The following is a 12,902-nucleotide window of genomic DNA, read 5'->3' on the forward strand; positions in this document are numbered from 1 at the left end:
GTGTCCGGTGGTGTCCCGCGTTCAGCGGTAACGCCCCGGTGCGATGGCATGGTTGGGGTCGAGGACCGCCTTGAGCCGACGGACCAGAGCGAGGGCTCCGGGATCGACGGCGAGGGCGTCACGCCGGTGGGCGTGGTCGACGTCCAGCCGGTACGGGGCGAAACCCGCGTCGGCGAACGAGGTGTGGAGCAGGTCCAGCGCGCGGTGCGCCCGCGCGGCCGCTTCCTGTTCGCGGCCGAACTTCATCGCCACCACGCAGTCGATGAGGTCGGAGCCGAGCAGGTGCAGGGTCGCGGAGAGCCGTACCCCCGTCGCGGCGGCCGCCTCCCGCAGCAGCCGGTCCGCCTGGGCGACGGCCTTTCCGGTGAACGGCAGCAGCGGCAGGAAGAACAGGAACCCGGCCTCCGCGTCCACCTTGTCGGCGGCCACGCCCATCTTGGTGCGGAACAGCTTGTCCGCGACGTCGGGGTCGCCGGCGTAACCGCGTTCCACGAGGCGGGCCGTCTCATGGTGCGGGTGGGCGGGATCGGTGGCGTCCGTGGCCGAGACCTGGGTGAACAGGCCCGAGCGGTGCGCCTCGGCGGTCAGGATGCCGGTGAGCGCCTCGACGGCCTCGGCGGTCCCGTCGACGGGCAGGTGCACCAGGAACTCGTCCGGGGTTCCGCCGTACGACAGCCCGGCCGCGGAGTCGTAGATGCGGGGGACGCCCCGGGTCAGCCCCTGGGCGACCCAGCGGCGTACGGCGTCCGTGGCCTCGGTGAGCGCGGCCGCCGGGAAGCCGAGGCGCACCACGCGCAGGGCCTCGGGCCGGGCGGGCAGCCGGATCACGGCGGCGGTCACCACGCCCAGGTTGGACTGGACGAACAGGGGCAGGGCCGACGGCCCCAGACCGTGCGGATACACCGGCGCGCTCCGCCCCGAGGACGGCCACCATCCCACCCGGACCGTCTCGCCGCCCGGCAGCACCACCTCCAGTCCGGCGAGATCGTCGGTGCGCTGGCCGCGCAGTCCGACACCGCGGTCGAGGGCGTTGCCCAGGACGCTGGTGGCGGCGGCGGAGACGGTGACGTTGACCATCCGGGGCGTGTGCGCGAGCAGCCGCGACAACTGCCCCTGGGTGACACCTGGTTCGACCACGGCCCAGCCGGCCTCCAGATCCAGCTCCCGCACCCGGTCGAGCCCGCCCAGGTCCAGCACCACCACGTCGTCCTGGGCCGGCTCCCGCGAGCCCAGCCCCCAGTTGCGGCCGGTACTGATCACGTGCAGGCTCCCGGAGTCGGGGGCCCGGGAGAACAACTCCACGACGTCACGGACCTGTTCGGGCCGGGTCGGCCGCAGTACGGCGGCAACGCGACGGGAGCGGAAGAGGCTCACGTTGGGACCGAGAAGCAGCGCCGGGTCACTGCCGCCCGCCGCGCGCAGGACCCGATCCTCGCCGAGGATCCGCGCGGCCGCGTCCAGGGTCTCCCCCAACGCGGTGGGCGCGGCCGACGAGGTGGGGTGGATGTCTGCGGAACTGCTCGGGCCGATGGGCGGTGCGGACATGGAAGGCCTCCTTGGAGGGCGGTGAGAGGTGTCGGCAGGCGGGTTCAGGGCGTCGTCGCCGGTGTCAGCGAGCCGTGCAGGAACACCAAGGGGTCCTGCGGCGGGCGTACCCCCGTGGCCAGTACCGTGCCGATCACCATGAGGTGATCCCCTACCGTGAAGGAGTCGGTGAGGGCGCACTCGAGCCAGCCTGGGCCGTCGAAGAGCAGGGCGCCGGTGTGCCGGCCCGGGACCGCGGACAGCGTCCTCAGCGCCTCGGTCCGGGACTCCCGGGAGCGCGCCAGCAGCCTCGCCGTGTCCGCCCCGTCCGCCGCCAGGATCGACACCCCCCACCTGCGGGTCTCCAGCAGGTCGGCGAGGAATGCCGAACCGTGGCGGAGCGAGAGCGCGACGAGCGGGGGGTCGTACGACACCGGTATCAGCGAGTTGACCGTAATGGCGTCATGGCGTCGCCCGCCGCGGACGCCCGGCTCGGGGGCCCACGTGCTCACCACCCCGACGCCGGTGGCGAAATGCCGCATCGCGGTGCGCAGATCGAGTTCCACGGCTCGCTCCTCCTCCGTACGCGAACGAACGCTCTCGGGGCGCTCCTTGCGGCGCCGCCGGGTGCCCCCTCGGCAACAGCAAGTTACGAGCGCAGACCGGCCGACTCTGCCGTCCCCGCGCATGCGCTCTGTCGCGTTCGCGTAGTCACGAGCGCACGGATCCCACGCGCTCGCGAAGTGCGCGGATGCGGTACACGCCGTGCGCGGCTGGCCGAGTACCGGGGCCCGGTTTCCGGTGACACTGCGACGGGCGCGGAGGAAGGGATGGCGACCGTCGTGCTCCGCGCCCGGCGGGACGCGTCGCTCCCGCGAACGGTTGATCCGGCCGGAGGCCGGCCAGAAGGGGGAAGCAGTGATCCGCACCGCAGCAGTGGTCGGTACCGGACTCATCGGAACGTCGGCGGGCCTCGCCCTCAGTCGCCGTGGTGTCCGGGTGCACCTGCTGGACATCGACGAAGGAGCGGCCCGGGTCGCCGCCGCCCGCGGGGCCGGCGCCTTCGGCCCACCCGCCGAACGCGTGGATCTGGCCGTGATCGCCGTACCGCCCACCTGCGTCGCCCAGGTACTGGCACAACAGCAGCGGCTCGGACTGGCGCACGCCTATACCGACGTGGCCAGCGTCAAGTCCCCCACGACGCCGGCGGTTTCGGGCGCCGAGGTGGAGGACTCCACCTATGTGGGCGGTCATCCCATGGCCGGCAGCGAGCTCTCCGGTCCGCTGGCCGCCCGCGCCGACCTCTTCGAGGACTGCACCTGGGTGCTGACGCCGGGCCCACGGACTTCCTCGGCCGCGCTCAACAGGACGCTGGCCGCGGTGTCGCTGTGCGGCGCCCTCCCCGTGGTGATGGAACCGAGCGCGCACGACCGCGCGGTGGCCCTCGTCTCGCACGCGCCGCACCTGGTGGCCACCCTGATGGCGGCGAGGCTGGGCGGCGCGCCCCGGGAGGCGCTCGACCTGGCCGGCCGGGGGGTGCGGGACGTCATCCGGGTCGCGGGCGGTGACCCGGCCCTGTGGACGGACATCATCCGCTCCAACGCGTCGGCCGTTGCGGAGATCCTCGGCGAGGTGATGAAGGACCTGGAGGCTCTCACCGGCGCGCTGAACGCGCTGGAGCTCTCCGCGCCCGACACCGAGGACGCCCTGGGCACGGTCAAGGAGCTGCTGCTGCGCGGCCGGGAGGGCTGGGAGGCCGTCTACGAGCCGGGTCGTACCGCGGCCGGCCAGGTGACGCTGACGGTTCCGATCGCCGACCGGCCCGGCGAGGTGGACCGGCTGATCGACGCCGCGCAGGGGGCCGGCATGTGCCCGGACGGTATAGACCTGTGCTGGTCGGAGGGGTCCGCGGAGCTCTCGGCGCGCCTGGCCGCGCCCCCGCTCACCGCCGAGTCCGTCCGCCACCGGCTCGCGGACGGCGGATGGCGGGTATCGGTGGCAGCCACCTCCTCCTGAACCGCCGGGCTGTACCGGCACCACCGTGAGGCCTCGGTCCCAGCAGCGGACCGGGGCCTCACGTACGTCTCGCCCCTTCCGTCAGCCGGCCGCCTCGGCGCCGTTCGGCAGCCCGTAGGCGTCGGCTATCAACTCGTAGGAGCGCACCCGGAATTCGAGGCTGTGCGAATTCATCGCCAGCATCAGCTCATCCGCGCCGGTCCGCTTCTGCAGCTCGTCCAGACCGGCGGTCACCTCGTCCGCGGTGCCGTACAGGGCATTGTCGAGCCAGGTGCCGAGAGCGGCCGTCTCCTGCTGGGTGAAGACGTGCGCCTCGGCCTCCTCCGCAGTCGGGACCAGCCCCGGCCGTCCGCTGCGCAGCCGCACGGTGGCGAGCGCCCCGGTGAGCGCCTGCCGCCTCGCCTCCCGGGCGTTCTCGCCCGCGAACGCGAAGACGCCGACCACCACGTACGGCTCGGCCAGTGCGGCGGAAGGGCGGAACGTGCTGCGGTACAGCTCCAGCGCCGGAAGGGTGTTCTGCGCGGAGAAGTGATGGGCGAAGGCGAACGGCAGCCCGAGCTGTCCGGCAAGGCGGGCGGAGAAGCCGGAGGATCCGAGCAGCCACACCTGCGGCTGGTCCACGGGCCCCTGAACGGGACCGGGTACGGCGTGCACGTTGCGGTACGGATGCCGGTCGGGGAAGTCGTCGCGCAGGAAGCCCAGGAGTTCGGTCACCTCGGCCGGGAAGTCGTCCGCCGCCCCCTGTACGGCGTCGGACCGGCGCAGTGCCGCCGCCGTTGCGCCGTCGGTACCGGGGGCGCGGCCCAGCCCCAGGTCGACGCGGCCCGGGGCGAGGGCCGCCAGGGTGCCGAACTGCTCGGCGACCACCAGCGGGGCGTGGTTGGGCAGCATCACCCCGCCCGAGCCCAGCCGCAGAGTTTCGGTGTGGGCCGCCAGGTGGGCGAGGATCACCGCCGGGCTGCTGCTGGAGATGCCCGGCATGGAGTGGTGCTCCGCCACCCAGTAGCGCAGAAACCCCCTGGACTCGGCCAGCCGGGCCAGCCTCTGCGAGGCCGACAGCGCCTCTTTGGCCGTCTTTCCCTCGCCCACGGCCACCAGATCGAGAACGGACAACGGAACGGGCGCGCTTCCCTGTGCGCCACCTCGTAAGGAATCGCTGATCGGCTCAGTCATGACCGCGGCAACGGGCTGCCGGCCCTGGGCTATTCCGTGCCGCGGATCGAGGTGGCGTGATCCAAGAGGGCCCGGCAGCTGGCTTCCGCCGCATCGCGGTCTTCTGTTCTCCCTGGCAGAAGGCGGGAGAGGGCGGTTGTCCCGGGAGTCGGCGGCGGTCCCCGAGCGTCTCACGCAGGGGGCGAGGTTGGCCGAAGATCATCCGCAGCAGCACCGGCTCATCGCCCTCGCACGGATTCACCAGCGGGATGGACGACAAGACCGACGCCCCAGCTTCCCAGAGCCGTCTCAGCCGGCGGATGCGGCCGCCTTGTCAGCTGAGGTGAAGGACGGTCAGGGCGGTGGTCCAGTCGGTGACGATGGCCTGCTGCGCGGCGGCGAGTGGGACCTGGCCCTTGCAGACCGCGGTGTGCAGTTTCGTCTCCACCGGGTCCTTCTTGTTGTTCACCCCGGCGCCCTTCCTGTGGCCGGGGTCGGCCGGCTCCACCCACAGGTTCCGCGGATCGTTCGGGTCGCCACCCAGCTGCAGGCTGATCAGGTGGTCGTACTCGGCATCGGCCATGCGGCCGGTGTAGCCGTAGGAGGCGGCGTTGAGCCTCTTCTCCTTGCCTGTCACATACGCGGAGGGGCGTACGCCGGAGGTGTAGCCGCCCTTGCGGCAGATCGTCGACTTCAGGTTCGCCTGGGTGACCGCCGGGGAGATGGCGCCGGGCGTGCACTGTGGGTCCTCTAGGGGTTCGCCGTGCTCGAAACGGTAGTGGCACGAGCCGGCGGCCGGCTGCTGCTGCACGGTGTAGTGCTTGTGCGGGCCCTCCCCCACCGCGATCGGCCGCCCTGATCCGGCTGGCGCGCCGGGCGCGGGGTTCTGGGTGTCGGAGGGTGTCGGCGTGCCGAGTCGGACGGACGAACAGCCCGTCACCAGGAGGCAGGCGAGCAGGACGGGCGGTATGGCATAGCGGATGGGAGGCATGACGATCCTTCACGGGCCGGCGACGGTTGAGCAGATGCTGCCCTACCGGCCCGGCACGGCATCGCGCGGGGTACCGCGTGAAGTGGCGGGCCGCTGGTCCGGCGCCTTCACCTGACGTCGCCGCCGTGGCGGACGGCGGACGGCGGACGGCCGTCACGACGAAGACGTGGAGCCCTTTCAACCTCAGCAGGGCTGCTGACGCGGCCGGCCCCCGGTTGGGCCGGGAAGAGTCCGGACCTGCCGGACGACTCCTCCCCTTTTCCCTGGATCGAGGATGTCGAGGACTTCCTGTCCGGTCTCGAAGACCAGGGTGACGTGGAAGTCTTCGGCGAGGGAGAGGAGTTCGGTCTGGGAAGACGGGTGGCGCTTCCGCTGCCTGTGCTGGGAGGGGTGCCAGCGGAGGAGTACTCATCCAAGTGAGACAGCGCTGACACGAAGCCACGCGGTTTCGACGCTCGCCGCACATCTCCCACAGGGCTAATGTCGGTCAAATGAGCGCAGAAGATGCGAACCGGCGCTGGACCCAGTCCATGCCCGAAGCCTACGAGCGTCACCTGGTACCGGTCTTCTTCCGTCCCTTCGCCTCCGACATGGCCACCAGGGCGGCGGCACTGCGACCGCGCACGATTCTGGAACTCGCCGCCGGTACCGGGGCGTTGACTTCGGCCCTGGTCACCGAGGCGCCCACGGCCTCGGTGGTGGCGACCGACTTCAACGAGGCGATGGTCACGGCCGGATCGGCACGGGAGCCGCGTGCCGACTGGCGGCAGGCGGACGCCCAGAAGCTGCCTTTCGAGGATGGCGGCTTCGATCTCGTTCTGTGCCAGTTCGGGGTGATGTTCTTTCCCGACAGACCCGCCGCCTACGCCGAGGTGCGCCGGGTTCTGGCCCCGCAGGGTCGGTTCCTGTTCAGCAGCTGGGGGCCGCTGGACTCGCACGGGTTCGGAGCCGCGTTCCAGGCGGCCCTGGAACAGTCCATGCCCGAAGCCGCGCCGCCCTTCCTCAGGGACGTGCCCCACGGCTACACCGATCCGGCCGTCGTCGCCGCGGATCTCGCGGCCGCCGGGCTGACCCTGGTCGGCAGCGAGGAGGTCACGCTGGAGGGCGCCGCGGAATCGGCCGCGTCCGTCGCCACCGGGTTGCTCACGGGCACACCCGTGAGCGCCGCTCTGCAGGCCCGTGAGGACGTCCAAGGCCTGCGAGCCGCCGTCACGCAGAGGATGACGGACCGTCTCGGGAACGGACCCGTGACGGCATCGATGACCGCGACCGTCTACCTGGCTCAGCGTCCGGCCTGACCTCCCCCGGCCGGGTACGGGTCATCGCGTGGGAAACCCGAAGGGGTCGCAGACCACAGACGCGTCCGCCGGTTCCCGGCGCGTGCTCGCGCTGCCACCTGATCCGGGCGTGCTCTCAGGGGAGGGCGTCATCATGCCTGTTGAGCCGGCGGCCGGGTACCCGGTGCGTGCACACGACGTTTGGTGGGCCGAGGAGAGGAAGCCGGACAGTGGCGGTGAAGGCGATGGGGTGGGCGCACTCGTTCCCCGTGTCCGAAGGAGTGCGCGTGGGCCGGGAGTGGACACGCAAGCGTCTGGAGTCGCTGCCTTGGACCGCCGCGGAGCCGGACACGGTGGATGCCATCGTGCTGGCGGTGTCCGAGCTGATCACCAATGCGCACATCCACGCTCACAGCGATGCACACCTGGTCCTCACCTGGGACGGTGACTGTCTCCAGGTGAGTGTCCACGACGAGGACCCGTCGCTGCCGCGGCAGCGTGAACCGGAGCAGGGCGCGGTCTCCGGCCGCGGGGTGTCCATCGTGCGCACGCTCGCCGATGAGTGGGGGACGAGGTGCCAACGGCACGGCAAGACGGTGACGGCATGTTTCCGTCCCGCCGACCACGCGGCCGCCAACGACCCTGAGGACCAGCGCAGTTGAGTTCTGCTCATCGGTGAAGCCCGCTGTGGAGGGCGGTGTCATGCATCTGGCACGAGGATCGAGTGACGACCCGTACGCCTGGCTCTGGATCCTTGGCGCTCTAGCGCTGTACGCCCTGATCAGCTACGGGCTGACATACCGGGCCCGTGTCCGGCGCGGTTCCCCGCATCCAGCGCGTGACGCCGTGCACGATCTCAAGGACCGGGAGGAACCGCAACCGCCTGAACAGCGGTTCGTCAGTCGCGTACTCATGCTGTGCGGCGCCGGACTCACCGGTCTGGCCGCCGCCCTGACCAGCGGGGCCGTACGGATCGTGGCAGTCGGAGTCACGGCCGGCCTGGCGGTGGTGGTGTGGGCGTACTACGACTACCGCACGGAGAGGCGCGCTCCGCGCAGCGATGAGGCGACGCCAGGGCGTACCCGGACGGGCAGGCCCTGATTCGTGAGGCGTGGGCGGACACTCTGACGGCAAGAGGAACAGGTCCTTCTTGCGGAGGCGCGGAGCCGCTCCTCATCGAGCCGTGCGGTCCGTTCGGCGATGACTCGACGGCGGTTTGTCGTGAGCGAGCGCCACGCCCTTCATCAGCGTCTGATCATCGCTTCGCAGAACGGGACCGCCTCAGGCGAAGTCCGCTGCGGTGATGCCGTCGGGATGTCCGGGTGGCCACTCCACCAACTCGATCCGGTAGCCGTCCGGGTCCGTGAGCCACGACGTCTTCGGGCCCTGAGGGCCGCCCGGGTACTGGAGGGGTTCCGGCACCAGGCCGGCTTCGGTCAACGTCTCGAGGGTGGTGGCAAGCGTGTCCACCTGGATCGCGAGGTGGTCGAAGCCGCTGCCCACGTCGACCGGTCCGTCGCCGGGGCGGTGGACCAGTTCGAGCGAGGCGGCCGGTTCGCCGGGGAACTTGAGGATCACGAGGCGAGTCCCGCCGCCGGTCTCGACTCTGCCCAGTTCGGCGTAGCCCAAGGCGGTGTAGAAACCGAGCGAGCGGTCGAGATCGGTGACGCGGTAGGAGACGAAGAGCGTCTTCACGCGGTCTCCTCCGGTCGACGCACGCGGTAGCGGAGGTGTGTGACGTCTCGGTCCTCGAGCCGTCGGACGAGGTCGAGTTCGATGTGACCGCCGCCCAGGTGGTCGAACAGCCGCCGCCCCTCCCCGAGGAGAACGGGAATCAGATGGATCTCCATCTCGTCCAGCTGCCCGGCTCGCAGAAGCGCTTGGGCTGCCTGTGCCCCATGGACCATGACCGGCCGGTCCCCCGCGGCTGCGCGAGCCTGACGGGCGCAGTCCTCGACATCGGTGACGAAACGCGCGTGGCCAGGGGGGACGTCCCCGTCCTCCACCTGGTGGGTGAGGACGAAGATCGGTACGCCGTCGTGGTGATCGCCCTGCCACCGCCCGGCGAGTTCGAAGGTCCGGCGCCCGGAGATCAACGCGCCGGTGGCCAGCGCCTCGCCGTAGACCTGGCCGCTCGGGCCGTCGGAGTTCCGGTCGTCGAGCCAGTTGAAGAGCCGTCCGCCGTCGCGTCCGAGCTCCTGCCCCGGCCGATCGTCCGGGCCGGCGACATAGCCGTCGAGCGACATCGACATGTACAGCCGAATCGGATTGCTCATCCTGATCTCCCTCTCGACACCGTGACCACACGGGATCCGGTCTTTCCTGATCCGCCGACGGTGCGGGCTCGTCACAGGTCAGACTTCAGGCGACGGGCAAACTCATCGGCCCGACGCGCCGGTTCGACAGCGGTGAGACGACCAGTTGCTCCGAGCCGGCGGGTCCCGGTCCATGTCCTGCTGGTGCGGCACTCCGGCACCTCCCTTACCGGGGCCAGGAAGCCGGGAATGTCAGCGGACCACAGACCACGGACCGCGTTCGATCCCGGACCGGTCGTGAAGGCGCATGACTTCGTCACTCGGTCACCGCGCGGTACGGAAGACTCCGGAGCGCTCCGAGTCTTCCGTACCGCGTGCAGGGCACCGCCGGCATCAGGCCGCCACCCGTGGCGTCCTCTCCGACGCCACGCCGCTCGCCACCATCCGCCGCCGTCGCACCGGGATGCCCAGCGTCGGGTTGGCGATGCCCCATGCCGCGCCCCGGCAGATCAATTCCTTGTAGCGAGCCGCGAAGCGGCCGGTCAGAGCCCGGTCCACGGCACGGTCGTCAGCCGTGACGAACTGGATCAGGCCGTCCTTGCGGCCGAGGGAGACGCACTGGTTGAAGTAGCGCAGCGGGACGTTCGGCAGCTTGCCGTCGGTCAGGCGGGCCGCGATGGAGTCGGCGGCCTGCCAGGCCATGGGGGTGCCGGAGGCGCAGGACATGCGCAGTGGCTTGTCGCCGGCGCCCAGGGCGTGGCCGGCGTCGCCGATCGCGTAGACGTCCGGGTGCGAGACGGACCGCATCGTCGCGTCGACCAGGATGCGGCCGTCGTCGGCGAGTTCGAGGCTGGTGGACGCGGCCAGCGGGTGTGCCGCGAAGCCCGTCGTCCAGACGGTGACGGCGACGGGGATGGTCCGGCCGTCCGCGGTCGTGACCCGGTCCGCCTCGACCGCGGTCACCGCGGTGTTCTCGTGCACCGTGATGCCGAGCCTGTCGACGACCTTGCGCAGATGCGTACGGCCCTTCGGGGAAAGCCAGTCGCCCAGTTCGGCGCGTGCGGCGAGGCTGATGTCGAGGTCCGGGCGTGCCTCAGCCACCTCCGTCGCGAATTCCAGGCCGGTCAGCCCGCCGCCCACGACGAGGACCGTCTCCCCCTCGGCCGGCTGGGCCAGCCGCTCGCGCAACCGGAGTGCGCCGGGGCGGCTCGCGATCTGGTGGGCGTGCTCGATGACGCCCGGGACACCGTGGTCGTTCCCGGCGCTTCCGAGCGCGTACACGAGGGTGTCGTACGGCATTTCCGCCGCGCCCTCTGCACTCTGCACGGCGACCGCCCTGCGGTCCACGTCGATCGAGGTGACCTTCGCGAGCTTCACCTCGACGCCCGTGCCGGCGAACACCTCGGCCAGCGGGCGCGGCTTGAGCTCCTGGCCCACGGCCAGTTGGTGCATCCGGACCCGCTCGACGAAGTCGGGCTCGGCGTTGACGAGTGTGATGGCGACGTCCTCACGGCGCAGCCGCTTGGCGAGGCGGCCTGCCGCGATCGCTCCGGAATAGCCGGCGCCGAGGACGATGATCCGGTGCTGCATTCGCTCACTCCTGTCCAGACGGGTCCGGTGCCTTCTGGCCCGGTCACGCCCCTTGAACCGGGCAGCCCCCGGATCCCTGACAGGAGACAGGAGTGACCTGCGTCACATTCGGGATCAGAGGGCTCCGGTCAGGACCGGAGGACCGAAATCGCCCGCCGCCCACCGCTGTGTCGCGCGCTCCAGCTTGTCCGGGTTGACCTGGCTGCGTACCGCGACGACGCCTTCCTGCGTCCGCTCCAGGCACATGACGCCGAAGACCCGCCCGTCGACCACGGCCACGACCGCGGGGCCGCCGTTGGCCGTGGTGGCGTAGAGATCGGGCGAACCGCCGACCAGCTCCCGCTTGGCCGGGGCCGGCTTGAACAGCCCGCGCAGGAACTTGGCCACCGCGTGGGCGCCGGCGACGGCACTGGCCCGGGCCGGCACCTTCCCGCCGCCGTCGCCGACCACGATGGCGTCCGAGGTGAGCAGCTTGATCAGCGGTTGGGTCTCACCGCTGGTCGCCGCGGCGAGGAACTCCTCGACGATCCGGCGCGCGGCCGCCTTGTCGATCTCGACCTGCGCCCCGCCCTGCGCCACATGCTTCTTCGCGCGATGGAAGATCTGCTGACTGGCCGCCTCGGTGAGCTCCAGGATCTCGGCGATCTCCCGGTGGGAGTACGCGAACGCCTCCCGCAGCACGTACACCGCGCGTTCGTTCGGCGAGAGCCGCTCCAGAAGGACCATCACGGCATAGGACACCGACTCGCGCTGCTCGGCCGTCTCCGCCGGTCCCAGCATCGGGTCGCCTTCGAGCAGTGGTTCGGGCAGCCACTGGCCGACGTAGGTCTCGCGGCGGGCACGGGCCGACGTGAGCTGGTTGAGGCAGAGGTTGGTGAGCACCTTGGTCAGCCAGGCCTCCGGCACCTCGATGCGCGCGACCTCGGCCCCCTGCCAGCGCAGATACGTTTCCTGTACGACGTCTTGCGCCTCAGTCGCGGAACCGAGCATGCGGTAGGCGATGGCCTCGAGACGAGGTCTGGCCGCCTCGAACCGGTCTACGTCACTGCGCGTCAGGGCCATGCCGGGATCCTATCCAGGGTCTGCGGATTCACGGCCACATGGCAGCGACGGCGGCATGCGAGGGACAGGCTCAAGGGTCTCCGCCCTTTCCCGCAACCAAAGGTTGCACATTCCCCGTGCGCTCGCTAGATTGACATGCAACCAAAAGTTGCAGAAGGCGGGCGGAGCGGACATGGAGTACGGAACGATCGAGCGGGAGATCCACATCGACGCCTCACCCGAAGTCGTCTTCGACGTGGTGAGCAGTCCCGAGCACCTGCGCGAGTGGTGGCCGGACGAGGCGGAGTTCCCGGCGGTGCCCGGCGGAACGGGGCGGATCGGCTTCGGGGACTGCTCGCAGGGCGGCACCTGGGTGCAGTTCACGGTCGTCGAAGCCGTGCCCCCGCGGCTCTTCTCCTTCCGGTGGACCCACGAGGAGGGGGAACCAGCCGCCCCGGGCAACTCGAACCTGGTCGTCTTCGAGCTCGAGCCCACCGGGACGGGGACGCTCCTGCGGATGACCGAGAGCGGCTTCCGCGAGCGGGGCTGGGGAGAGGCGAAGGTAGCCGCCACATACGCCGAGCACGTCACCGGCTGGGACTTCTACCTGCCGCGGCTGCCGGCGTACGCCGCGAAGGTCGAAGCCGGTGGTCAAGCGTGACGGTGGACGACGACCTCTGGTCGGCGGTCGGCGATCCGACCCGGCGCCGGATGCTCGACCTGCTGCTGAACGAGGGCAGCGGGACGGCGACCAGCCTGAGCGAGCACCTGCCGGTGACCCGTCAGGCGGTGGCGAAACACCTCGCCGTCCTCGACCGGGTCGGGCTGGTTCACGCCACCACCGCCGGCCGCGAGAAACAGTTCCGCGTCGATCAGGCCCAGCTCGCCCGCGCCGTCGCCCAACTCACCGACGTCGGCGCCGCCTGGGACTCCCGTCTCCAGCGCATCAAGCGCATCGCCGAGACCATCCAGCGCCGCAAGGACACGGATGGCGACAGCGCCCCCGGCACCGATACCGATACCGACGCCGACGCCGACGCCGACCAGAAACAGTAG

General features: G+C 71.0%; 14 protein-coding genes. 6 read left to right on the forward strand and 8 right to left on the reverse strand.

Annotated features, from left to right (window positions below; all coding sequences use genetic code 11):
- Positions 1 to 21: 21 nt before the first annotated feature.
- Together ACFYZ8_RS27155 and ACFYZ8_RS27160 are read right to left on the reverse strand one after the other, a co-directional pair.
- Entirely contained in the window at positions 22 to 1,545 is a 1,524-nt protein-coding gene (locus ACFYZ8_RS27155) for an FAD-binding oxidoreductase (RefSeq protein WP_359036180.1), read from the reverse strand.
- A 44-nt stretch (positions 1,546 to 1,589) separates the two neighbouring features.
- Positions 1,590 to 2,090 carry a flavin reductase family protein gene (locus ACFYZ8_RS27160; RefSeq protein ID WP_388533650.1) on the reverse strand — a complete coding sequence of 167 codons (501 nt, stop codon included), beginning with the start codon at positions 2,088 to 2,090 and terminating at the stop codon, positions 1,590 to 1,592.
- 352 nt (positions 2,091 to 2,442) lie between these two features.
- Between ACFYZ8_RS27160 and ACFYZ8_RS27165 the strand changes: the two genes are divergently transcribed.
- A complete protein-coding gene (locus tag ACFYZ8_RS27165) occupies positions 2,443 to 3,540 on the forward strand; it encodes a prephenate dehydrogenase (protein ID WP_389050122.1) in 1,098 nt (365 codons plus the stop codon).
- Positions 3,541 to 3,621: 81 nt separating this feature from the next.
- On the opposite strand, the gene ACFYZ8_RS27170 is transcribed toward ACFYZ8_RS27165, so the two are convergent.
- Together ACFYZ8_RS27170 and ACFYZ8_RS27175 are read right to left on the reverse strand one after the other, a co-directional pair.
- Positions 3,622 to 4,713 (reverse strand): LLM class flavin-dependent oxidoreductase, encoded by a 1,092-nt coding sequence (locus tag ACFYZ8_RS27170; RefSeq protein WP_359036186.1) that lies wholly within the window; start codon positions 4,711 to 4,713, stop codon positions 3,622 to 3,624.
- A 313-nt stretch (positions 4,714 to 5,026) separates the two neighbouring features.
- A complete protein-coding gene (locus tag ACFYZ8_RS27175) occupies positions 5,027 to 5,683 on the reverse strand; it encodes a hypothetical protein (protein ID WP_388533646.1) in 657 nt (218 codons plus the stop codon).
- 491 nt (positions 5,684 to 6,174) lie between these two features.
- Here ACFYZ8_RS27175 and ACFYZ8_RS27180 point away from each other — a divergent pair, with 491 nt between their 5' ends.
- The 3 genes from ACFYZ8_RS27180 to ACFYZ8_RS27190 all read left to right on the forward strand — a co-directional run bounded on the left by ACFYZ8_RS27180 (position 6,175) and on the right by ACFYZ8_RS27190 (position 8,061).
- Positions 6,175 to 6,981: a class I SAM-dependent methyltransferase gene (locus ACFYZ8_RS27180; RefSeq protein ID WP_388533644.1), complete on the forward strand. Its 807-nt coding sequence runs from the start codon at positions 6,175 to 6,177 to the stop codon at positions 6,979 to 6,981.
- Positions 6,982 to 7,190: 209 nt separating this feature from the next.
- Entirely contained in the window at positions 7,191 to 7,622 is a 432-nt protein-coding gene (locus tag ACFYZ8_RS27185; protein WP_359036194.1) for an ATP-binding protein, read from the forward strand.
- A 40-nt stretch (positions 7,623 to 7,662) separates the two neighbouring features.
- Positions 7,663 to 8,061, forward strand: a complete 399-nt coding sequence (locus tag ACFYZ8_RS27190; protein ID WP_359036196.1) for a hypothetical protein — start codon at positions 7,663 to 7,665, stop codon at positions 8,059 to 8,061.
- 180 nt (positions 8,062 to 8,241) lie between these two features.
- On the opposite strand, the gene ACFYZ8_RS27195 is transcribed toward ACFYZ8_RS27190, so the two are convergent.
- From ACFYZ8_RS27195 to ACFYZ8_RS27210, 4 genes are all read right to left on the reverse strand, one after another.
- Entirely contained in the window at positions 8,242 to 8,655 is a 414-nt protein-coding gene (locus ACFYZ8_RS27195; protein ID WP_388533640.1) for a VOC family protein, read from the reverse strand.
- Positions 8,652 to 9,236 carry a dihydrofolate reductase family protein gene (locus ACFYZ8_RS27200; RefSeq protein WP_388533637.1) on the reverse strand — a complete coding sequence of 195 codons (585 nt, stop codon included), beginning with the start codon at positions 9,234 to 9,236 and terminating at the stop codon, positions 8,652 to 8,654. Before ACFYZ8_RS27200 ends, ACFYZ8_RS27195 begins: the two co-directional genes overlap by 4 nt.
- A gap of 372 nt (positions 9,237 to 9,608) precedes the next feature.
- Positions 9,609 to 10,805: an NAD(P)/FAD-dependent oxidoreductase gene (locus ACFYZ8_RS27205; protein ID WP_388533634.1), complete on the reverse strand. Its 1,197-nt coding sequence runs from the start codon at positions 10,803 to 10,805 to the stop codon at positions 9,609 to 9,611.
- 114 nt (positions 10,806 to 10,919) lie between these two features.
- A complete protein-coding gene (locus ACFYZ8_RS27210; protein ID WP_359036204.1) occupies positions 10,920 to 11,867 on the reverse strand; it encodes an RNA polymerase sigma-70 factor in 948 nt (315 codons plus the stop codon).
- Between the two features lie 172 nt (positions 11,868 to 12,039).
- On the opposite strand from ACFYZ8_RS27210, the gene ACFYZ8_RS27215 reads away from it, so the two are divergent.
- Positions 12,040 to 12,507 (forward strand): SRPBCC family protein, encoded by a 468-nt coding sequence (locus tag ACFYZ8_RS27215; RefSeq protein WP_359036206.1) that lies wholly within the window; start codon positions 12,040 to 12,042, stop codon positions 12,505 to 12,507.
- Positions 12,508 to 12,509: 2 nt separating this feature from the next.
- Positions 12,510 to 12,902 carry an ArsR/SmtB family transcription factor gene (locus ACFYZ8_RS27220; RefSeq protein WP_389050124.1) on the forward strand — a complete coding sequence of 131 codons (393 nt, stop codon included), beginning with the start codon at positions 12,510 to 12,512 and terminating at the stop codon, positions 12,900 to 12,902.

The sequence above is a fragment of the Streptomyces sp. NPDC001668 genome (assembly GCF_042893155.1).
Lineage (GTDB): Bacteria > Actinomycetota > Actinomycetes > Streptomycetales > Streptomycetaceae > Streptomyces.